General features: G+C 62.6%; 20 protein-coding genes. 11 read left to right on the top strand and 9 right to left on the bottom strand.

The window, feature by feature from the left end:
• Positions 1–261: 261 nt before the first annotated feature.
• The 3 genes from icmH to tssJ are packed head-to-tail and all read right to left on the bottom strand — an operon-like array spanning position 262 to position 3,154.
• Positions 262–1,038, bottom strand: a complete 777-nt coding sequence (icmH, locus tag HH302_RS17185; RefSeq protein WP_172203489.1) for a type IVB secretion system protein IcmH/DotU — start codon at positions 1,036–1,038, stop codon at positions 262–264.
• A complete protein-coding gene (gene tssK, locus HH302_RS17190) occupies positions 1,038–2,384 on the bottom strand; it encodes a type VI secretion system baseplate subunit TssK (RefSeq protein ID WP_172203490.1) in 1,347 nt (448 codons plus the stop codon). Before tssK ends, icmH begins: the two co-directional genes overlap by 1 nt.
• Positions 2,381–3,154, bottom strand: coding sequence for a type VI secretion system lipoprotein TssJ (tssJ, locus tag HH302_RS17195; RefSeq protein ID WP_172203491.1), 774 nt, complete (start codon positions 3,152–3,154; stop codon positions 2,381–2,383). Before tssJ ends, tssK begins: the two co-directional genes overlap by 4 nt.
• A 44-nt stretch (positions 3,155–3,198) precedes the next feature.
• Here tssJ and HH302_RS17200 point away from each other — a divergent pair, with 44 nt between their 5' ends.
• The 10 genes from HH302_RS17200 (at position 3,199) to HH302_RS17245 (ending at position 13,919) form a co-directional block, all read left to right on the top strand.
• On the top strand, positions 3,199–3,885 hold the full coding sequence (locus HH302_RS17200; RefSeq protein WP_172203492.1) for a M48 family metallopeptidase: 687 nt from the start codon (positions 3,199–3,201) through the stop codon (positions 3,883–3,885).
• A gap of 29 nt (positions 3,886–3,914) precedes the next feature.
• A complete protein-coding gene (tssB, locus tag HH302_RS17205) occupies positions 3,915–4,421 on the top strand; it encodes a type VI secretion system contractile sheath small subunit (RefSeq protein ID WP_172203493.1) in 507 nt (168 codons plus the stop codon).
• Between the two features lie 3 nt (positions 4,422–4,424).
• A complete protein-coding gene (gene tssC / locus HH302_RS17210) occupies positions 4,425–5,909 on the top strand; it encodes a type VI secretion system contractile sheath large subunit (protein WP_172203494.1) in 1,485 nt (494 codons plus the stop codon).
• Between the two features lie 32 nt (positions 5,910–5,941).
• On the top strand, positions 5,942–6,445 hold the full coding sequence (locus HH302_RS17215) for a type VI secretion system tube protein Hcp (protein ID WP_172203495.1): 504 nt from the start codon (positions 5,942–5,944) through the stop codon (positions 6,443–6,445).
• A gap of 63 nt (positions 6,446–6,508) precedes the next feature.
• Complete coding sequence (gene tssE, locus HH302_RS17220) at positions 6,509–7,003, top strand: type VI secretion system baseplate subunit TssE (protein WP_172203496.1); 495 nt, start codon at positions 6,509–6,511, stop codon at positions 7,001–7,003.
• The gene (gene tssF, locus HH302_RS17225; protein ID WP_172203497.1) at positions 7,000–8,841 is read left to right on the top strand and encodes a type VI secretion system baseplate subunit TssF; all 1,842 of its coding nucleotides are present in this window, start codon (positions 7,000–7,002) and stop codon (positions 8,839–8,841) included. The genes tssE and tssF overlap by 4 nt, the downstream gene beginning before the upstream one ends.
• A 29-nt stretch (positions 8,842–8,870) precedes the next feature.
• Positions 8,871–9,911, top strand: a complete 1,041-nt coding sequence (gene tssG, locus HH302_RS17230; RefSeq protein ID WP_172203498.1) for a type VI secretion system baseplate subunit TssG — start codon at positions 8,871–8,873, stop codon at positions 9,909–9,911.
• Positions 9,908–12,550, top strand: a complete 2,643-nt coding sequence (tssH, locus tag HH302_RS17235; RefSeq protein ID WP_172203499.1) for a type VI secretion system ATPase TssH — start codon at positions 9,908–9,910, stop codon at positions 12,548–12,550. Before tssG ends, tssH begins: the two co-directional genes overlap by 4 nt.
• A 9-nt stretch (positions 12,551–12,559) precedes the next feature.
• Complete coding sequence (locus HH302_RS17240; protein WP_172203500.1) at positions 12,560–13,102, top strand: hypothetical protein; 543 nt, start codon at positions 12,560–12,562, stop codon at positions 13,100–13,102.
• Positions 13,103–13,166: 64 nt separating this feature from the next.
• A complete protein-coding gene (locus HH302_RS17245) occupies positions 13,167–13,919 on the top strand; it encodes a molybdopterin-binding protein (protein ID WP_172203501.1) in 753 nt (250 codons plus the stop codon).
• A gap of 132 nt (positions 13,920–14,051) precedes the next feature.
• Here the strand turns inward: HH302_RS17245 and HH302_RS17250 are convergent, their stop codons facing one another.
• The 6 genes from HH302_RS17250 to HH302_RS17275 all read right to left on the bottom strand — a co-directional run bounded on the left by HH302_RS17250 (position 14,052) and on the right by HH302_RS17275 (position 18,384).
• Positions 14,052–14,615 (bottom strand): phasin family protein, encoded by a 564-nt coding sequence (locus HH302_RS17250; protein WP_172203502.1) that lies wholly within the window; start codon positions 14,613–14,615, stop codon positions 14,052–14,054.
• Positions 14,616–14,867: 252 nt separating this feature from the next.
• Positions 14,868–15,644, bottom strand: a complete 777-nt coding sequence (locus tag HH302_RS17255; RefSeq protein WP_172203503.1) for an enoyl-CoA hydratase — start codon at positions 15,642–15,644, stop codon at positions 14,868–14,870.
• 61 nt (positions 15,645–15,705) lie between these two features.
• Complete coding sequence (lptA, locus tag HH302_RS17260) at positions 15,706–16,275, bottom strand: lipopolysaccharide transport periplasmic protein LptA (RefSeq protein WP_172203504.1); 570 nt, start codon at positions 16,273–16,275, stop codon at positions 15,706–15,708.
• A complete protein-coding gene (gene lptC / locus HH302_RS17265; RefSeq protein WP_172203505.1) occupies positions 16,272–16,853 on the bottom strand; it encodes an LPS export ABC transporter periplasmic protein LptC in 582 nt (193 codons plus the stop codon). Before lptC ends, lptA begins: the two co-directional genes overlap by 4 nt.
• Positions 16,853–17,380, bottom strand: coding sequence for an HAD family hydrolase (locus HH302_RS17270; RefSeq protein ID WP_172203506.1), 528 nt, complete (start codon positions 17,378–17,380; stop codon positions 16,853–16,855). The genes lptC and HH302_RS17270 overlap by 1 nt, the downstream gene beginning before the upstream one ends.
• On the bottom strand, positions 17,380–18,384 hold the full coding sequence (locus HH302_RS17275) for an SIS domain-containing protein (protein WP_172203507.1): 1,005 nt from the start codon (positions 18,382–18,384) through the stop codon (positions 17,380–17,382). Before HH302_RS17275 ends, HH302_RS17270 begins: the two co-directional genes overlap by 1 nt.
• A gap of 85 nt (positions 18,385–18,469) precedes the next feature.
• Here HH302_RS17275 and HH302_RS17280 point away from each other — a divergent pair, with 85 nt between their 5' ends.
• Positions 18,470–20,446 carry a monovalent cation:proton antiporter family protein gene (locus HH302_RS17280; RefSeq protein WP_172203508.1) on the top strand — a complete coding sequence of 659 codons (1,977 nt, stop codon included), beginning with the start codon at positions 18,470–18,472 and terminating at the stop codon, positions 20,444–20,446.
• The last annotated feature ends 15 nt before the right edge of the window (positions 20,447–20,461 follow it).

Here is a 20,461-nt window from a genome sequence, read left to right on the forward strand (position 1 = left end):
GGGCCACTCAACCACGTCATACCCGCCAACCGCAATTGAGCTGAAACGCAAGCACCTCGCGACGCCCGACGTAGGCGCTTGCGCCTTGCAGCACTGAACCTAATCGAAGATCCAGAAGAGGCGGTCGGGCCTGCCGGAAGCCGGACGGCGCCAGGTCGAGTGATCGCCATTCATCTTCTCTGGCGGAAATCTCTCTACGTTTGATTCAGACCACAGCGCCCAACGCAGCGGTAAAAAGGGTTGCGCGAACGCTCTCTCCTCTTATGGCAGGCTGATCGTGACGTGCGCCTGTCGTGGTGCGACTTTCACGACCTCGTGAAAATTCGAAACTGATTGGGCGGTGGATTTGTCGAGCCATGAACTCAGACCAACAAACACCGCCAACGTGATCAGGGCGTAGCCGGAAATCACTCCCCATAACGGCAGGTTTCCGCGCAGGGCATGTCGTATCGAATCCGGTGCTGCCCAGTCAGGGGCGAACGCGGCGCGCTTTCCTTTGTAGTGGGCAATCTCATCGCCGAGCCGACCCACCAGGTAGCCGAGCTTCTCCGGCGACTCGAGCAGGTATCGACCACGGAAGCCGAGCAGAAGGCAAAGGTGGTAGACCTCGAGCGATTGGAGTCGTGTGGCGCCCTCGGCACGCAGGGCCTCTAAGCGTTCAAAGAATCGCTCGCCTGCGAGCTGATCGCCGAAGAATGCCAGCTGCAGGGGTTGCCGTTCCCATGCATCGCGGATGGAGAAGCGCGATGCGAGGATGTGCTCGTCCATCGCGGCGCAGAAGGCGTACTTCGCAGCGAATATGTCGTCGGTCGCGATATTTGCGCGTTTTGCCGAACGTTCGAACTCATCAAGGAATTCGCGCAGGCGCTCTCGAAACTGATCCGCGTCGATTGGCGCGTTGCGGTTGCGAATCAGGAACATCAGATAGAAGCCGTCGTACATCATGTCGACGAGCGTTTTCGGCTGGCGCGAGGATTCGCTCGGACGGCGACGGAGTTCGCTATCGGCGAACAGGGACGGTGGAAGGGAGGGATTCATCACTGCACCAGAGCGAAGAGTTCAAGTCGCAAATCGCGGAAGCCTGTGGGCACATAGAGGGCAACAGATTGCGCTTGGCGCATCCGTTCAAATAGCGGCCCGTTCGGTTCCAGCGAGAAGTAGTAGTTGCCGGGTCGTACAGGCACTGCCGCCGGGACTTGTGGGGCTGCTGTGAGCTTCACGCCGGGCATCGCGGACAACAGCAGCTTGTCCACGTCGTCAGGGGCGCCCAGCTTGAAACGCAGCGGCACAGCCTCGACCAACTCCGGCGGCGGCATATCTGCGCTGACGGAGAGGTAGAAGGCGGTATCGGCACCGAGCTTGTCAGAGTCCATACGACCCACGAAGAACGATGGTTTGGTCTCCGTAAGGGTGATCGTTACGCATCGGGTTGATATGACAGTCTCCAGCAACTCCCGGATGATTCTGTCGAGGCGAAAGAAGCCCTCGGCTGGATCGCTGTGGTCATAGACCGGGAGTTCCTCGAGCGTGTGGCTCTTGGCGAAGGTCATCAGGGCTCCCGCGACCTCCAGCAGCGACTCAAAGAGGCGCTCGGGATGCAGACGCGGGTGTTTGAACAGATGACTGAGACGTGCGAATGCGCTGCTCGCCGTGTGCAGCAGCCAGAAGGATGCAATGTCGCCGGAACGGATTTCTACGATGTTCTTGCTGGGCTCGCGATGGAAGCCGTAAAGCGCGGCGCACTTGGCCTGCAGAATATCCAGCGTGCGCCGCAGCAGCGCGTAGAGCGTTGGCAGCGCCTCGATGGCAACCGCGGGTGGCATGAAAGCCGGATCGATTTCGTAGCCGCCGGTTGACGTTTTGCGGATACGCACTGCCGGAAGGGTGATGAATTGCTCGATCGCATCCTGGTCCGACAGCAGGCGAGGTTGCTTGCGTAGGAGCATGACATCGGCCTCGGCGGCGCGGGTGAATAGATCGGCCGCGAGTTCGCTCGCTGGGCGAAAGCGCGCGTTGCCGCGAGTATCTCCCGCCTGTGTTTGATTGCCGCCCGCCGTGCGCAGGTGGGGCAAAGCCAAGTGAAAGGTGATGGCGTCCCGCGGAAACGATAGCTGTGCAAGGTTGACGGGCTCAGGTAGCTCGTCGGCGTCGGGCGCAGCGTAGAACTCGCCATCCGGAAACACGGCTCTTACTTCTTCGAGCCGAAGTACGCCAGAACTGAGCGCGTCTTTGTCCCACCGTAACTGCCTGAAGCCCCATGCATAGGGGTGAATGGTGCGTCCAAGCTCCGTCAGTCGGCTTTCGTGGTAGAGATCCTGCCGTTGAAAATGCTGGGGCCGCAAAAAGAGCCCCTCTCCCCACAAGACCTTTGCTGCTGCCTTCACATCAATTCTCCTGATTGCATCGACTGCCCTTGCGTCTCGGTCTGACCGCATCGCGCTGAGCCGAGCCTTGCTGGCGCGTCATATCCCCAACCTGCGGGACTTCCGACGCTTACGCTGAATGCACATGCGTGGGCACCGAGCACAAGCCCGGTCTTCGCAGCTGCGGTTCTCTCGAACACCGCACGCCACCGCTGTGGCAAGGGCGTGCGAAACGCGCCCGCAACCGCAAGCACGGACGCTTCACGTGTCACTTTCTCCTTGAGATCGAGCAACTGAAGCGGTGTCAAAACCAGTTCTCTGACTTCCACCAGATCTGCACCGAGGGCTTCTTTCTCGCGATTCGGCGTCAGGATTGCGTCGGGCGGCATCGCCAGAAACGCCTCCGCACTGCGCAACTTGTACACGCGAACAACGAGCGCCGTGCCTTTGCCGTCCGGCCCCGCGTTAAGCACTTTGGATGCGTGAATCCGCAATGCCACTTCATCAAAGCCGCTGGTCGAATCGGCGTTTGCCCGTTTGAGTCCGACGGACCCGAGGGCGCTATCCGCCGCCGAGCTGATCAGGTTGGTTGCCTCGTTCGAGGCGCATCCCAACAAGCTAAGGGCGAGCGTCAGCAGCGCCCCTCGTGCGATTTTCTGACGGACTCCCGATGCGGAAGAACTGCACAGTGCGTATGGCATCGTCATTGAAACGGCGTTTTCTTGTTCGTAGAGTACCACCCATGTTGCATACGCCAACGGGATATGCGAAGCGGGTGTGAAGTGCGACATAGCTCGGTGCTTTGCCACCCTGAATCGAGAATGGGAGCCAAACAATGAAGAATTCCGGACGTCGTTTTAACACTGCTACATCGGCGGTTTCCGTCTGCGTAGCGCTGCTCTTGAGTGCCTGCGCAACCACCTCTCAGCTCTCCGAGCTGGACCAATTCAAGGATGTCGCGGCAGTACAGCAGCGCGTCGATGAACTGGTGGCGTCGGGGGATGTCCAGAAGGCGCAGGCGATGCTCGAAAGCACCGCCAAGGCCAATCCCACCGATCCGGCGCCGTGGGTGCGCATGGCCCAGTTGCAATTTGATCGCGGTAACTACTCGGGAACTATTGCTGCTGCGGATGAGGCTGTGCAGCGGGACCCGGCGAACGTTCAGGCGAAGGGGCTGGCGCTCGTCGCCAGCCTTCGGATCGCCGTGCGGAATATTCAGGAGTTGCGTGGTGGTGTCGCGCTCGGCGGCGATACGCGCGGCGAAGCCGAGCGACTGGCGCGCACCCTGCGCGAGACGATCAAGGAGGATGTACTGGTTCCGGTCGCTCCGGCGAACGATCCGAAGAAGGCGCGGACTGCGAGCCGCTCTGCGAAGCCAACAACCTCCTCTGCCGCTGCTCCCGCGACAACCGCGGCTGCGGCGACCCCAGCCGTCAAACCTGCCCCCGCAACGCCGACTGCATCGAAGTCCCCCGCTCCTGCAGCCAAAGCCTCTGCCGACCCCTTCGGCGCTCTTAAGTAACCGACCCCGATACGAACAGGAAACCAATCATGGCCAAGAAGGAAAGTGTTCAGCAGAAGCTGACCCGTGTGCGCCCGCCGCGCGTGCAGCTGACCTATGAAGTTGAACGCGGTGACGCGATCGAGCAGAAGGAGCTCCCGTTTGTAGTCGGGGTTGTTGGTGACTTTGCTGGCCAGTCCGAAGTCGAGCAACCGCGTCTGCGGGACCGTCGCTTCGTGAATATCGATGGCGACAACTTTGACGATGTGATGCAGGGGTTGGAGCCACGTGCCGCCTACCGTGTCGAGAACAAGCTGACGGGTGAGGGGGGCGAGTTCGCAGTCGACCTCAAGTTCCGCTCGCTAGAGGACTTCCGTCCGGAGTCGGTTGTTCAGCAAGTCGACCCGCTTCGTAAGCTGCTGGAGGCGCGCAGCAAGTTGGCCGACCTGCGAAACAAGCTCGCTGGAAACGACAAGCTTGAAGACCTGCTGCAAGACGTGCTCAACAGCACCGAGAAGCTCGCAGCATTGAGTGCAGAAGCCAAGGTGGAGGAGTAAGCAATGAGTGCATCCGCCCTGGCGCTTGCTCAGCAAGCCAATGAAGCGGGCTACAGCCTGCTCGATGAAATCGTCTCGGAGAGCCGCGTTGCGCGCTCGCCGGTAGAGCACAGCCGTGCGCGTGACCTGATCAGCGAGTTGGTGCAGCAGGTCATGAGTGGCACGGTGGTCGTATCAGAGAACCTTGCCGCGACGCTTGACGCGCGTATTGCTGAGCTCGACGCGATGCTGTCCGATCAGCTCTCGGCAGTGATGCATGCGCCTGAGTTCCAGAAACTGGAGTCGTCCTGGCGCGGCCTTGAGTACCTTTGCAAGCAGAGCGCGACGGGTCAGATGCTCAAGATCAAGGTGCTCAACGTCACGAAGCGCGAGCTCATCAAGGACTTTCGCGGTGCGGTCGAATTTGACCAGAGCGCGCTGTTCAAGAAGGTCTACGAAGAAGAGTTTGGCACCTTCGGTGGCGCGCCGTTCGGCACCTTGCTCGGTGACTTCGACATCACGCGTCAACCCGAGGACATGTACTTCATCGAGCAGATGTCGCATGTGGCTGCTGCGGCGCACGCCCCCTTCATCTCCGCCGCGTCGCCAGAGCTCTTTGGCCTCGAAGGCTTCACCGACCTCGGCAAGCCGCGCGACCTGTCGAAAGTGTTCGACACCGTCGAGTATGCGAAATGGAAGTCGTTCCGAGAGTCCGAAGACGCGCGTTACGTTGGCCTGACCCTGCCACATTTCCTCGGTCGTCTGCCGTACAACCCCAAGGATGGCACGACGGTTGAGGGCTTCAATTTCGTCGAGGATGTGGACGGCACGGACCACAGCAAGTACCTGTGGGTGAACGCCGCCTATGCCTTTACGTCCCGCATCACCGACGCCTTCGACAAGTATGGCTGGTGCGCTGCGATCCGCGGGGTCGAAGGCGGTGGCTTGGTGGAAGATCTGCCTACCCACACCTTCAAGACGGACGAGGGTGAAGTCGCGCTGAAGTGCCCCACGGAAGTTGCGATTACCGATCGTCGTGAGAAGGAACTCTCCGATCTCGGGTTCATCCCGCTGGTGCATTGCAAGGGCACTGACTACGCAGCCTTCTTTGGCGCGCAGTCGGTGCAGAAGGCGAAGAAGTACAACACCGATGCCGCGAATGCCAACGCGGTACTCTCCGCCCAGCTGCAGTACATCTTCGCGGTGTGCCGCATCTCGCATTACCTCAAGGCGATGATGCGCGACAAGATCGGCAGTTTCGCATCTGCTGGCAACGTCGAGACCTATCTGAACGGCTGGGTCTCGCAGTACGTGCTGCTTGATGACGGGGCCTCGCAAGAGGCGAAGGCGGAGTTCCCGCTGCGTGAAGCATCGGTTCAGGTATCCGAGGTCCCGGGCAAACCGGGTGTCTACCGTGCAGTCGCGTTCCTGCGCCCGCACTTCCAGCTGGACGAGCTCACGGTTTCACTGCGCCTGGTGGCCGAGCTGCCTCAATCCTCAGGCGCGTAACTTTCTACCCCAAGTAACTTAGGAGCCACAACGTGAAGGACATTTACGTTCAGTTCAAAGGCAAGTACGACATCAAGGGCGAGTCCCGCGATGCTGAGCACAAGGAATGGATCGAGGTCAGCTCCTGGAGCCACCTGATTCGCCAGCCGCGTTCGGCGACCGCGTCGACCGCCGGCGGCCACACCGCCGAGCGTTGCGAGCACGGCGAAATGATCTTCGTGAAGGACCTGGATCTGACCTCGCCGCGCATCTGGGAAGGCTGCTCGGCCGGTCACACCTTCGACGAAGTGACCATCGACTTCATGCGTGCGGATGGCGATAAGCGCGTGAAGTACCTCGAGATCAAGCTCAAGCATGTACTGCTGGCGTCGGTGACGCCGTCGGTGGCCGGCGAAGGCATCCCGACGGAGACTTTCACGCTGAAGTACGCCGCTGTGCAATGGACCTACACCGCACAGGACATCGCTGGCGGTGTCAAGGGCAACAAGGTTGCCAAGTGGAGCCTGGCGAAGAACAACTCGACCTACGAGATCTAATTCGCCGAACCGGAACACGGCAATGCATCCAGCGGCGCCGTGTTTCAACGCAGAAGAGATGTCATGAAGGGTTTTTCCCCAACCTTGTTTGAGCGACTGTTCGACGATGCGCCGCACAGTGGGGACGATCCGGCGCCGCTGCGGCGCTGGTCGATTGAAGAGCTCAAGGACAGTGTCGCGCGGGACCTTGAGTCCCTGCTCAATAGCCGTTGCGGCTTGCGTGAAGCCTTGTTGGAAAGCTACCCGGAGGCGGCGCGCTCGCTGGCCAGTTTTGGCATGATGGATTTCGTCGGCCTGAGCCTCGCCAATCCGGCCGACAGAGCGCGAATTTGCGCAACGCTCGAGCGGACGATTTTGCAACATGAGCCACGGCTCAAACGGGTGCACGTCGCACTGCGTGGCGACGAACGTAGCGTTGGCCGTTTGAATTTCGCGATCCAGGCCGTGCTGTATGTGCCGCCGACGGCGGAGCCAGTTGGCTTCGATGCGGTGTTGCAGCCTTGCACGCAACAGTACTCCGTCGCGAGCAGCCGACGTGCGCTTCAGGCGGTCGCATGAATGATCTGCTGCCCTACTACGAGCGGGAGTTGACCTTCCTGCGTCGGCATTCGCGCGAATTCGCCGAACAGTTTCCAAAGATCGCCTCGCGGCTGTTGTTGTCTGGTGAGGCGTGCGAAGACCCACACGTCGAGCGCATGTTGGAGTCATTCGCGCTGCTGTCGGCGCGGGTGCACAAGAAGCTCGACGATGATTTCCCCGAGTTGACCGAGAGCCTGCTCGGCGTGCTCGCACCGCACTACTTGCGGCCGCTGCCGTCGTGTTCGATTGCGCGCTTCGATACTGGCGGGGCCGATGCGCAGTTGTCCGCCCCGGTGGTATTGCCGCGCGGCACTTCCCTGGCGACTCGCCCCTCGGGTGGCGTTGCGTGCCGCTTCCGCACCGCCTACGACGTTACGCTGGCGCCCTTGCGCATTGCTGCTGCTGGGTTTGAGCAGCCTGTGGTATCGGGGCGCAGCTTGCGCGTACCTGCAGAAACGACCTGTGCGCTGACTCTGACGCTGGAGGCAACCGGGAGCGCGTTGCCGCTTAACGCGATCGACATCCCGCATTTGCGCCTATTTCTCGATGGCGAGCCCTCTCTCGTCTGTCACTTGCGCGAGGCGTTGTTCTCGTCGCTGCGCGGGCTTGCGGTGGGGACGCCGGAACAAAGCGCGTGGCAGGTAATTGGCAGCGCAGCGATCCGGCCAGTGGGTTTCGGTATCGATGAAGGGCTGCTTGACTATGACGCGCGTTCGCAGCTGGCGTATCGCCTGCTGACGGAGTTCTTCCTGTTCCCCAGCAAGTTCGACTTCTTCGATCTCGACTTCGCGGCGATTCGCGCAGCGTTGCCGCCGAACACGCGGCAAATCCAGTTGAAGTTCTTCCTTGGCAAGGGTGCCACGGAGCTCGAGCCGGCTCTTCTCGAGCGAGTCTCGGCGGCGAACTTCGTTACGGGCTGCACCCCGGTGGTTAACCTGTTTGAGCGCAACGCAGAGCCGATTCGTCTGGACCATGCGCGTGCGCACTATCCGCTGGTCGTTGACGCGCGTCGCGCGGCGGCCTTCGAGCTCTATTCGATCAATCGCGTGTCGCGTGTTGAAAAGAGCAGCCGTGGCGAATGCATTTCCGAGTTCCGCCCCTTCTACGGGTTGCGGCATGCCGAGACGCCGGCGCACGAGGCGCGCTACTGGCATCTGCGTCGTGATGCCCGGGTCGCGGAAATGTCGCCCGGCTACGAGTACGAAATCGCCTTGGTCGATGTGGCGGACGATGGCGCCGACGAGCGGACCGAAACGCTCAGCATCGAGGTCACGGCGACCAATCGCAACCTGCCGTCTCAGCTGCCTTACGGCCTGCCAGAAGGCGATCTGTTCATTGAGGGGGGGTCGGTCGCTCGGCGCATTTCGTTCCTGCGTCGGCCTACGCCTAGCCACCGCTTTCGTTCGGAGGATGAGGGGCTGTGGCGTCTGATCTCGCATCTCTCATTGAACCGACTGTCGCTTGCGGAGAATGGCGTAGACGCGCTGAAGGAAACCTTCGGGCTTTATAACGCCAGCCGTACGGCGAGCAATCAGCGGATCATCGATGGGCTGACGTCGATCGAGCATCGACCATCGAGTGCCATGCTGCCGGGCGATCCCTTTCCGGCTTTCGTACGTGGCATTGACATCGAGATCAGCGTCGACGAGCAGGCTTTCGTAGGCGTCGGCCTGTCACTCTTTGTCGCCGTGCTTGACCACTTCTTCGCACTGTACGTGCATCTCAACAGCTTCACGCGCTTGCGCGTCCGCTCCACGCGCAGTGGCGAGATCCTGACCGTGTGCAAACCGCGCAGCGGTGACATGGTGCTCGTGTGAGGCGTCCGTTCTCAAGTGCAGTCGGGCGGTTGTTTGCGGCCCCGCAGCGCACCGAGTTCTTCCAGGCCGTCCGCTTGCTGCGGCGGCATCTTCGGCGGCGCCATGAGCGCGCGCACGAGGCCGTGGGCGAGCATGTCCGGTTCGGTAACTCGCTTGCGCTGTCGTTTCCGGCCAGCGAAATCGAGCAGCTGGAGATTGAGTCCCGCGCTGAGGACGGCTCGCCGCAACGGGTCAAACTGACGCCGGCCTTTCTCGGATTCACCGGCAACCAAGGTGTGCTGCCGCAGCACTACACCGAGCGCCTGCTTGACCGCGAGGTGCTGCACCGTGACCGCGCTGCGCGCGCCTTTCTGGATATTTTCGCCAACCGGAGCGCCGTGCAATTCTTTGGCGCCTGGGAGAAATACCGGCCGCATTTCCAGTTCGAGGCAGAAGGCCGCTCGCGCTATCTGCCCACGGTATTGTCGTTCGCAGGGTTTGGCGCGACGGCCCTGCGCGAGCGTCTCGACGATGGCTCTGACGCATCGCTACACGACGAGACGCTGGCTTACTACGCAGGCATTTTTCGCACCGCGCCCCGCTCGGTGTCGGCGATTGCGGCGGTGCTGGCCGAGTACTTTGACGCGCCGATCAAGCTGGTTCCGTTTGTTGGCCAATGGTTCCGCTTGCCCGACGAGAGCCTTGCCCAACTCGGCATGGCAAACGCCACGCTGGGCGTCGATGCCGTCTGCGGCGCGCGGATCTACCAGCGCGATTCGCGCATCCGCATCGAGGTCGGGCCGCTTACGCGCAGTGCATTCCTATCGTTCATGCCGGGGGGCTCTGCGGCGCGGGCGCTCGACCGGCTTCTCGGCATCGCGCTCGGACCGACCATCGAGGTCGAGCTCCGTGTGCTGCTCGATCGCCGTGAGGTTCAACCCTTGAAGGTTGGCCTCGCAGGTGGCGGGCGCCTCGGTTGGGACAGCTGGCTTGCGAGCGAGCCTCTGGCCGATGACCCGGACGATGCCACCTACCGATTCATGCCCGGCTTCATGCGCGGGCAAACGCAACCTTCAATGAGCCCAACATGAGTACGCATCTCAAAGTCCTGATCGGGAAACTCAACGACACTTGCCGCCAAGCGGCTGAACGCGCCGCGGCGATTTGCATGGGGCGAGGGCACTATGAGGTCGACATTGAACATCTTTTCTCGGCCCTCGCGGAACAAGCTGGCAGCGACTTTGCCGTGGTCGCGCATCGTGCCGGCGTCAGTGTGCAAGGCCTGCAACAGGACCTGGAGGCGGAGTTGTCACGCCTCCCGACCGGTAATACCCGCACGCCGGTGTTCGCCGAGCGCATTCCGCAGTTGCTCGAAGCGGCCTGGCTGATTGCATCGATCGATGACGCGCAGGCGCGTATCCGAAGCGCTCACTTGCTGCATGGCCTGCTGTCGGACCGCAAACTGGCCCAGATGGCGTATCGCGCATCCAAGCTCTTCGCCAAGTTTCCCGTCGACGCGTTGAAGCATGATCTCGCCGCGTTGACGGCGGGGTCGGCCGAGGCGGAACTCGCAACGGCAACGCGCCAGGAGGGAGTCAGCCCCGAGGCTGGCCCCGCGGATGCCGCCCCCGCGCGCTCGCGCACGCCAGCGCTTGATCAATACACGACCAACCTCACGGCGCGCGCTGCGGAAGGCAAGATTGACCCGGTCATCGGGCGCGATACTGAAATCCGTCAGGCGATGGACATCCTCCTTCGGCGCCGACAGAACAACCCGATCCTCACGGGCGAGGCTGGTGTCGGCAAGACCGCTGTCGTCGAGGGCCTGGCGCTGCGTATTGCGCAGGGCGACGTGCCGCCGCCGTTGCAAGGCGTATCGGTGCACGTGCTCGACATGGGCTTGTTGCAGGCCGGCGCGAGCGTGAAGGGGGAGTTCGAGAATCGCTTGAAGTGCGTGATCGACGAGGTGAAGAAGAGTCCGCATCCGATCATCCTGTTCATCGATGAAGCGCACACGATGATCGGTGCTGGCGGCGCGGCCGGTCAGAACGACGCGGCGAACCTGCTCAAGCCCGCGTTGGCGCGCGGAGAGCTGCGTACGATCGCCGCCACGACCTGGGGCGAGTACAAGAAGTACTTCGAGAAGGACGCCGCTTTGGCGAGGCGTTTCCAGGTCGTCAAGGTCGAGGAGCCGACGCCTGAGCTTGCCTGCGCAATGCTGCGTGGCATGGCGCCGTTGATGGAGCGGCACTTCGGCGTTCGCGTGCTGGATGAGGCGATCACCGAGGCGGTAATGCTGTCGGCCCGCTACATCACGGGCCGACAGCTGCCCGACAAGGCCATCGGGGTACTCGATACTGCTTGCGCGCGCGTTGCGCTGGCCCAGAGCGCGACACCGGGGCCGATTGACGATCTGCGCAAACAGATCGATCGCCTCGATGTAGAGCTGGCAAGCCTTGCTCGAGAAGGGGCGCTGGGCATGGCACATGACGCGCGTCGCAAGGATCTTGGCGCCCGGCGCGAAGCCCACGCCGCCGAACTTGCTCGGCTTGATGCGCAATGGCAACAGGAGCGCGCATTGGTTGCACAGATACTGGCGCTGCGCGCAGCCCTGGCCGAAGGTGCTCCTACGGATGATCCGCGCCATGGCGAGCTGGCAGCGCTCACGGTGCAATTGGCGGGTGTGCAGGGCGAAGCGCCTCTGGTACCGCTGCAGGTTGATGGCCGCACGGCCGCCGAGATCGTTGCTGCGTGGACCGGTATTCCGCTCGGGCGCATGGTGAAAGATGAGATCCGCGCCGTGCTCGGCCTGCGCGACGCGATGGCCGAACGGGTCATCGGGCAGGATCACGCGTTGGAGGCGATTGCGCAGCGGGTGCGGACTGCACGCGCCAATCTTGAGGATCCGAACAAACCCAAAGGCGTGTTCCTGTTTGTCGGCCCCTCGGGGGTCGGGAAGACGGAAACTGCGCATGCCCTGGCCGAAATCCTTTATGGCGGTGCGCGCAGTCTCGTTACGATCAACATGAGCGAATACCAGGAAGCTCACTCGGTGTCCGGCCTCAAGGGCTCGCCCCCGGGCTATGTGGGCTATGGCGAGGGCGGCGTGTTGACCGAGGCGGTGCGTCGCCAGCCCTACAGCATCGTGCTGCTTGATGAAGTCGAAAAGGCGCACCCCGATGTGCTCGAACTGTTCTTCCAGGTCTTCGACAAGGGTGTCATGGAAGACGCAGAGGGGCGCGAGATCGACTTCCGCAACACCATCATCATCCTGACCTCGAACGTGGCGTCGTCGACGCTGATGTCGGCGTGCCTGAACAAGGGGCCGGAGGAACTGCCAACGCCTGACGCCTTGCTCGATGCGATACGTCCGCAACTCTACAAAGCCTTCAAGCCGGCCTTCCTCGGGCGCCTCAGCGTCGTGCCCTTCTACCCGATCGCTGACGATGTGCTGGCTCAGATCATCCGGCTTAAGCTCGCCAAGATTGCGCGGCGTGTGGCGGAGAACCACAAGGCAGTCTTCAGCCATGACGATGCGCTGGTAGAGGCCGTGCTGGCACGTTGCGTGGAGGCGGATTCCGGCGCCCGCAACGTCGACAACATCCTCAGTGGCACATTGTTGCCCGAGATCTCGGAAAGCGTGCTTGCGCGCATGGCGGAAGGCGCTGCGATTGCGCGGATCAAGGTGGGCGTGAGCAAGAAGGGTGGCTTCAGTTACAAGGTGAGTTGAGGGCGCAACGTGAGCGTGCTGTTCGATCTGCCGTATGCGCAATACCTGGATGCCGGCCCGACTGCGCTGCCTGGCGTAACCTTCCGTGATGGCAGGGCGGTGCTGGGGAACGGCCGAGGGTATCTTGGGGTGCTGACCCCAGGCGCGCTTGCGCGCCTGGGCGCGCCATCCCAGGACGAGGTGGTGGGCGACGCGCTGTCGGCCTACCTTTCGGTGATGCTGCAAGGTGTGCGCAGCGGCGCAGGCGCCGTGCATGGCGACGGCGCTGCCGCGCTCACCCGGTTTGCGACGCCGCGCGGTGAGCGCCATCGTGTGCATAGCGATCCGACCCTGCGCAACGCGCTGTTCTCACGTGCGCCCGAACAAGGCCTGGTGTTCGAGGCGACCTTGGTGACCGACCATGACGTGTTGCTGCGGGTCGACCCATTCATGCGTGTTGAGCAGGCGGGCAATACCGGCTTCGGGTGTTTCTTTGACTGCGCTGCGCCGGTACGTGTTTTCCTTGCGGGTGCGGCGCTGCGACGGGTGTTTGATTTCGCCGTGAGCGCCTGACTGCCTGCCGCCTTCGCCAGGGTGGGGCGTATCATCATTCGCCTGACGAAGCGGAGCTGGCGGCATGGCGATAGGTGTTCTGATCATTGGCGATGAAATCCTTTCCGGCAGGCGGGAGGACAAGCATCTACCCAAAGCGATTGCGTTGCTCAAGGCGCGGGGCATGCGGCTCGCCTGGGCGCGCTACTGCGGCGACGAGCGTGACCGGTTGATCGCCACCTTGCGCGACTGTTTTTCGAGTGGCGACGTTTTCTTCTCATTCGGCGGAATCGGCGCGACGCCGGATGACCATACGCGGCAGTCCGCCGCCGCGGCACTTGGAGTGCCGCTAGCGCTGCATCCAGAGGCCGAGGCCGAGATTCGCGGCCGGTTCGGAGCCGAGACGACGGCCAATCGGCTCGAGATGGGCACCTATCCGACAGGCGCGCGCATCATTCCCAACTCCTACAACCGCATTCCCGGGTTTGCGATTCAAAACGGCTACTTTGTGCCGGGCTTCCCGGTCATGGCGTGGCCGATGCTCGAATGGGTGTTGGACGGCGAACTGTCTGCACTGCATCACGCCGAGCCGTATGTGGAGTCATCGATGTGGGTCTTCGACGCGCAGGAGAGTCAGATCAGCGCGCTGATGCTTTCGGTGCAGGAGCAGTTCGGCGTCACGGTTTTCAGCCTTCCGAATGCACATGCCCCGGGCGGTCGCCGCCAGATCGAGCTGGGTGCCAAGGGCGAGCCGGCTGCCGTGGTGGCGGCGATGGATGCATTGCGCACGTCGTTGGCCGCGATGGGGTTTCCGACCGAATCGCTGGCGAGCACGTGATTCGACGGCACAAAAGAAAAGACCGCAGGGTTGCGCTGCGGCCTTAAGTCGGACGTCACGAATCGCGCCTGCACGCGACGCCCGATGGAGGGCTGTTGCAGGGCAGCCGAAGCTGCCCTCAGAAGGAGGCGATCAGGCGGCCTTCTTCGATGCCTTGGCCGGCGCGGAGCCGCTGACGGCCTTGACGGTTGCGTCGGTCGCGGCGGTCACGTTGGCTTCTGCGATTTCGGCAACTTGCTTGGTCGCCTTGGTCAGGCTGTCGTAGGCCGAATTGGCGGCAGCGATGGCCGACTTGACGGCGGCGATGGCGACATCAGAACCAGCCGGAGCAGACTTGGCAGCCTTGTCCAGGGTGGCGGACACCGACTTGTTGACTTCAGCCAGTTGGCCTTCGACCAACTTGGAGATTTCTTCCTGAGCTTGGGCGCCGATTTCATAGACGCTGCGGGAGTACGCAACGCTCTTCTCGACGATCGGCTGGGCCAGCGAGGTTTGCAGCGTCAGCAGCTCTTGCACGTCCTTGGCGCCGAGTACGGTCTTGGCGTTGGCAATGCTGTCTTCCAGCAGCGCGCGGGCGGCGGTCAGGTTGAGGTTGGCCAGACGCTCGGCGCTGGCAAACGCGGTGTTGGCGATGCTCAGCAGTGATTCGACTTGGGCCTTGCTCACAGCGGCGAATTGTTCAGGGGTAGCGAACATGGTTGATCTCCTTTGATTGACTCAGGGGCAAAAGATTTTGCACCGCAACAATTCCGATTATAGAGGCGACTTTGGTCGCGTCAAGTATTTTTTGTTGCGGTGCAATATCTGACCGGGCAGTCAAGCCGATGGCGATCTAATTCACTGATCTGATTGCAATTTTCTGTTGTGACCCAATGCGCTTTGCGCGTCTCTCGACGCGCAGTTTGCGCTATGCCGCATGACAGGGGAATGACGGCGTGGCGACTGGCTTCAGCGATGTGTGAACCGGGCTGCACGTTTTTCGAGAAACGCGCTCATGCCTTCGCGCTTGTCCGCAAGCGAGAAGGCTGCATGGAATACCCGCCGCTCAAACAGAAGCCCTTCGGCAAGACTGCTCTCATACGCGCGGTTGACCGACTCCTTGATCATCATGACGACAGGTAGGGAGTAGCTTGCGATCGTATCCGCCGCGGCAAGGGCTTCGTCGAGCAGGCGCTCGGCCGGCACGACGCGGGACACCAAGCCGGCGCGCTCTGCTTCGAGCGCGTCCATCATCCGGGCGGTGAGGCACAGATCCATGGCTTTGGCTTTGCCGATTGCGCGTGGCAGGCGTTGGGTGCCGCCGGCGCCGGGCAGAATCCCAAGTTTGACTTCGGGCTGCCCAAAGCGCGCCGTGTCGGCCGCGATGATGATGTCGCACATCATCGCGAGTTCGCAGCCGCCACCCAAAGCGAATCCCGCTACCGCAGCGATGATCGGCTTGCGACAGCTCTTGATGCGCTCCCAGTTGCGGGTGATGAAGTCGGACTTGTAGACGTCGATGTAGTCCCAGTCGGCCATTGCGCTGATGTCGGCGCCGGCAGCGAAGGCTTTTTCCGACCCGGTGATGACGATCGCGCCGATATCGTCGTCGTGCTCAAAACCGTTCAACGCGGCGCCCAACTCGTCGATCAGCGCATCGTTCAAGGCATTGAGCGCCTTGGGCCGGTTCAACGTAATGAGGCCGACACGCGCACGGCGTTCGACCAGAATCGTCTGGTAGTCCATTCCCCCTCCGATGGATGTGCCTGAAGGCCGCACCCCCCCGGAGCGGCCGTGGGCGAGATGCCTAGCGCTGGCCGGTACCGGCGGGTTTGCCGGCGGCGTCCTGCTTCTTCGGCTGAATCGTGACTTTGACGCGTGCCTCAGTGTTCTGGACGACGGTGGCGTTGGGGCCGTTGGTGACGAGGTAGGTCTCGTTATAGCCGTCGTAGTTGATGTACTGGCCGCTCACATCATCCTTGCCGCTCACCACCTTGGCGCGGTTGAAAAGCTGGACCAGATCAGTCTTCGCGTCGTATTCGATCCGCTCGGCTTCGCCGTCCACCCACTCGTCCTTCTGCTCGCGTTTCTGACGGAAGCGCGCAAGCCCGCCTTGGCCTCCGGTGGCGACGCCCTTCTGGAAGCCTTCGATGTCCTGGGTCACGACCACCTTGTCGGACAGGATCGTCAGCGTGCCTTGCGTAAGCTTTACGCGGCCCTCGAAGATCTGGACCTTGTTCTTGTCGTCGACGGTGACGCGGTCCGCTTCGATGTTGACCGGCTTGTCTCGGTCAGCGCGTTCGGCGTGGGCCGCTGTTGCTGACGCCAACAGAACGCCTGCGAGCAGTAGTGAACTTGCGATGCGTGCGAGAGTCATTGCCCGCTTCCCTTCGTATTGCGATAGAGCGTTGCGCGGGCCTGGCCGATGGTCGCAACGCCGTTGATCTGGTCAATTTCCAAGCCGACACCGTCGATCACCGATTGGCCGCGCGTCATGTGCACCGGCTTGTCGGTGACGGCTTTCTCTTCGTCCGGGCGCACGGTGATTTCACTGGTTTCGAAGGTCATTTCTGGCAGGCCTTCCGCGGCGTCGCGACGGCCGCGCACTTCACCGCTCAGGAATACTTCGTCGCCCGGCCCGGAAATGCGGGCTTGCCGCGCGGTGACATGCAGCGTCTGCGGTTTGCCGAAGTGCTGCAGGTTCGCGTCCTCGACGTGCGTGCTGTCGTCATCGGGATAGTGGCGCGCGACGGCGGCTTCCAGCACGTACAGTCGCTTGCCGGTGGCGTCGAATCGCTCTTGCACCGAGCGGGTCGCAACCATGTCCGGGTCGTGCCGGAAGCGGCCATCGGCTCGCGTGGCTTGGCCGCTGACGTAGCGTTCAAGCCAGAACGCCGTGCCAGCCAGCAAAGCCGCAAGAAGCAGCGGAAACAGACCGGACCAGGTGCGCTTCATCAGTCGGCCAGGTAACGGGCGTGGAAGGCGTCGAGCTTGCCTTGCGCTGCGAGGATGAAGTCGCAGACTTCGCGCACCGCACCGCGCCCGCCGGGTCTGCCCGCAACCCAATCCACGTGATTGCGCACCAGCGCGTGGCCATCCGACGTCGTTGCCGAGAACCCGCATGCACGCAGGATCGGCAGGTCCACGACATCGTCACCCATGTAGCCAGCCTGAGCCGGTTCGAGCTTGAGATCGCCAAGCAGGCTGTGAAGCACTGCGCGCTTGTCTTCCACGCCTTGATAGAGGCGCTCGATCTGAAGATTCGCGCAACGCTGCTCCAGTGCCTTGGAGCGGCGGCCGGTGATGATCGCGAGTTCGATGCCGGCCATCTGCAGCATGCGCAGGCCATGGCCATCAAGGGTCGAAAACCCCTTCATGACGTCGCCCTCTGCGGTGAACCAGATGGTTCCGTCGGTCAGTACGCCGTCGACGTCGAAGGCCATCAGTTTGAGGCGTGCTGCGCGTTCGTGTGCGCGATCCATCAGATTACCTTTGCGTCCATCAAGTCGTGCGTGTTCAGGGCGCCGACCAGTTGCCGTGCATCGTCGATCACCAGAATCTGGTTGATGCGTGCGCGCTCCATCGTTGCGGCAGCTTCCGCAGCCAGCGCATCGGGCGCGATGCTGCGTGGGTTGTTGTGCATCACGTCGGCGACCTTCAGGCCGCGCATGTCGGTTTCGGCACCAAGCAGGCGGCGAAGGTCGCCATCGGTGAAGATGCCGATAGCGTGGTTTTGATCGTTCACGATTGCGGTCATGCCCATGCCGCCGCGGGTGACCTCAAGCAGCGCTTCGGCAAACGTCGCCGTTTCCGGTACGCGTGGAATGCGCTCCCCAGTTCGCATCACGTCGGACACGCGGGTCAGCAGCCTGCGGCCCAGTGCGCCACCGGGATGCGAACGGGCGAAATCGTCCGGGCCAAAGCCGCGCGCATCGAGCAGTGCAACCGCAAGCGCGTCGCCCAACGCAAGGGCTGCGGTGGTGCTGGCAGTAGGTGCAAGGTTCAGCGGGCAGGCCTCGCGCTCGATCGTCGCGTCGAGATGCACGTCCGCAAGCTTGGCCAGTGCTGATGACGGATTACCGGTAATCGCAATCAGGTGCGCGCCATGGCGTTTGATCAGCGGGGCAATCGTCAGGACCTCCCCGGTGGTGCCGGAGTTCGACAGCGCAATCACGACATCCGACGCTGTGATCATGCCCAGATCGCCATGCGCCGCTTCGGCCGCGTGCACGAAATAGGCTGGCGTACCGGTGGAGGCAAAGGTGGCGGCGAGCTTGCGGCCAATGTGGCCGGATTTGCCGACGCCGGTAACGATGACGCGACCGCTGGCACCCAGAATCATCCGGGTCGCAGCAACGAAACTGGCGTCCAGTCTGCGCGCCAGGGTCAGAACCGCCTCGGCTTCGATCGACAGCACGTCGCGACCGAGTGACAGCAATTCGTCGTCGGTCGCCCGGGAAACGGCTTGGGGCTTGGTTTCTTGCATGGTCGCGCAACGGTTAAACTCGATCCTCATTATAACAGACGGGTCCTGCCGCCCTTTCGAGGTGAGGCCCGCTGCCACCACGCCCATGTCGCCGTTGCATACGCTCGATTTCGTCCTGTTGCTGCTCGCCGCCTCCGTGGTCGGTGTGATGCTGTTTCACCGCATGCGCCTGCCGGGCGAACTGGCCTACCTCGCCGTCGGTGCGTTGATCGGCCGGGCGGGACTGAACCTGATACCGGATGAGTCGAGCGCTCGTGCCCTGGCGGAGTTCGGCGTGGTGTTCCTGATGTTCACGATCGGGCTTGAGTTCTCGCTGCCCCATCTGATGAGCATGAAGCGGCTGGTGTTCGGCCTCGGTGCGGCGCAGGTCGGGGCGACGACGCTGCTGACACTTGGATTCGGCACGCTGCTGGGTGTGCAGCCGGGGGCTGCGCTGGTTCTTGGGGGGGCGCTCGCGATGTCCTCCACCGCGTTGCTGTCGAAACTGTTGATTGATCGGATGGAGCTCGATGCGCCCCATGGCCGCATGGTGATGGGGGTGCTCCTGTTCCAGGATCTTGCTGTGGTGCCCTTGCTCGTGCTGATCCCGGCGCTTTCTCAGCCGCCCGAGGCGCAACTGCAGTTGCTCTTGCTTGCGGGTCTCAAGGCCACGGTTTTGTTGGCGATCGTGCTGTATTTCGGGCAGCGCCTGCTCGGGCGCTGGTTCTTGCTGGTGGCCCGGCGGCGTTCGTCGCAACTGTTCATGCTCAATGTGTTGCTGGTGACGCTGGGGCTGGCCTGGCTAACCGAGCACTTTGGCCTGTCGCTGGCGCTGGGCGCGTTTGTGGCCGGCATGTTGATCTCTGAGACCGAGTATCGCTATCGCGTGGAAGAGGACATCAAGCCGTTCCGCGATGTGCTGCTCGGGCTCTTCCTCGTCACGGTCGGCACCTTCCTCGATGCGAGGGTGATCTTCGGGCATCTGCTGTTGGTGCTGGGCATGCTGGTTGGCATTCTGGCGACGAAATTCGCGGTGGTGTTTGCGGCAGCGCGCCTTTTCGGCGCCACGCCGGGCAACGCGGTACGTAGCGGCTTGTGGCTGTGCGCTGGCGGCGAATTTGGCTTTGTGCTGCTGTCGCAGATGTCCGCCAACAAACTCGGCAGCGATGCGCTGATTCAGGCCGCGGTTGCCGCCGTGGTGCTGTCGTTGTTGGCTGCGCCCTTCATCGTGCAAGCTAGCAATAAACTGGTGATGCGTTTCGTCGCGTCGGAGTGGCTGCTGCGATCGATGGAGCTCACACGCGTGGCTGCGCAATCGATGACGACCGAACGGCATGTGATCATCTGTGGCTATGGCCGCACGGGTCAGCTGTTGGCGCGCTTCGTCGAGCAGGAAGGCGTTGGCTACGTCGCCCTCGATCTGGACCCCGATCGCGTACGCGAAGCCGCGGCGGCCGGCGAGACCGTTGTGTATGGTGACGCCGCGCGTCGCGAAACCCTTATTGCGGCGGGCGTGGCGCGCGCCGCTGCGATCGTGGTGTCCTACGCGGACGTTGGCTCTGCGTGTCGGGTTACGGATCTGGTGCGTGAGTTGCGGCCGGACATCCCGGTGGTTGTTCGTGCGCTTGAAGAAGCACAGCTTGAGAAGCTGACGGCTGCGGGGGCCGCCGAGGTCGTCACCGACATCTTTGAGACCAGCATCACGCTCGCCAGCCACACCATGGCGCTGACCGGCGTGCCGCTGTCGCGTGTGATCCGCCGTGTGCGTGATATCCGCTCGCAGCGCTACGCGCTGATGCGTGGCTACTTCCACGGGCGCTCCGATGCCGCGGACGACCCGGACGCTACGCTTGAGCGCCTGCATTCAGTGGCACTGCCCGACGGTGCCGGCTGTATCGGGCGATCGATCGCCGAGTTGGCTTTGCCGGAGGCGGGGGCGAAAGTGTCCGCGGTGCGCCGGCGCGGGGTGCGTGCGATCAACCCCGAATCGGATCTGGTATTCGAGATCGGAGACGTGGTGGTGCTGCTGGGGACGCCAGAGTCTCTGGCGACGGCGGAGGCAAGGTTGTTGCAGGGGGTGTGAACTAGAACGGGCCGC

It is taken from the genome of Niveibacterium sp. COAC-50, assembly GCF_013184235.1.
Classification (GTDB): domain Bacteria; phylum Pseudomonadota; class Gammaproteobacteria; order Burkholderiales; family Rhodocyclaceae; genus Niveibacterium; species Niveibacterium microcysteis.

What these genes read in the sequence shown, in the direction of transcription:
- icmH (WP_172203489.1), bottom strand. Translation starts at nt 1,038, where the DNA reads ATGAATCCCTCCCTTCCACCGTCCCTGTTCGCCGATAGCGAACTCCGT.
- tssJ (WP_172203491.1), bottom strand. Translation starts at nt 3,154, where the DNA reads ATGTCGCACTTCACACCCGCTTCGCATATCCCGTTGGCGTATGCAACA.
- HH302_RS17200 (WP_172203492.1), top strand. Translation starts at nt 3,199, where the DNA reads ATGAAGAATTCCGGACGTCGTTTTAACACTGCTACATCGGCGGTTTCC.
- tssB (WP_172203493.1), top strand. Translation starts at nt 3,915, where the DNA reads ATGGCCAAGAAGGAAAGTGTTCAGCAGAAGCTGACCCGTGTGCGCCCG.
- tssC (WP_172203494.1), top strand. Translation starts at nt 4,425, where the DNA reads ATGAGTGCATCCGCCCTGGCGCTTGCTCAGCAAGCCAATGAAGCGGGC.
- tssE (WP_172203496.1), top strand. Translation starts at nt 6,509, where the DNA reads ATGAAGGGTTTTTCCCCAACCTTGTTTGAGCGACTGTTCGACGATGCG.
- tssF (WP_172203497.1), top strand. Translation starts at nt 7,000, where the DNA reads ATGAATGATCTGCTGCCCTACTACGAGCGGGAGTTGACCTTCCTGCGT.
- tssH (WP_172203499.1), top strand. Translation starts at nt 9,908, where the DNA reads ATGAGTACGCATCTCAAAGTCCTGATCGGGAAACTCAACGACACTTGC.
- HH302_RS17245 (WP_172203501.1), top strand. Translation starts at nt 13,167, where the DNA reads ATGGCGATAGGTGTTCTGATCATTGGCGATGAAATCCTTTCCGGCAGG.
- HH302_RS17250 (WP_172203502.1), bottom strand. Translation starts at nt 14,615, where the DNA reads ATGTTCGCTACCCCTGAACAATTCGCCGCTGTGAGCAAGGCCCAAGTC.
- HH302_RS17255 (WP_172203503.1), bottom strand. Translation starts at nt 15,644, where the DNA reads ATGGACTACCAGACGATTCTGGTCGAACGCCGTGCGCGTGTCGGCCTC.
- lptA (WP_172203504.1), bottom strand. Translation starts at nt 16,275, where the DNA reads ATGACTCTCGCACGCATCGCAAGTTCACTACTGCTCGCAGGCGTTCTG.
- lptC (WP_172203505.1), bottom strand. Translation starts at nt 16,853, where the DNA reads ATGAAGCGCACCTGGTCCGGTCTGTTTCCGCTGCTTCTTGCGGCTTTG.
- HH302_RS17270 (WP_172203506.1), bottom strand. Translation starts at nt 17,380, where the DNA reads ATGGATCGCGCACACGAACGCGCAGCACGCCTCAAACTGATGGCCTTC.
- HH302_RS17275 (WP_172203507.1), bottom strand. Translation starts at nt 18,384, where the DNA reads ATGCAAGAAACCAAGCCCCAAGCCGTTTCCCGGGCGACCGACGACGAA.
- HH302_RS17280 (WP_172203508.1), top strand. Translation starts at nt 18,470, where the DNA reads ATGTCGCCGTTGCATACGCTCGATTTCGTCCTGTTGCTGCTCGCCGCC.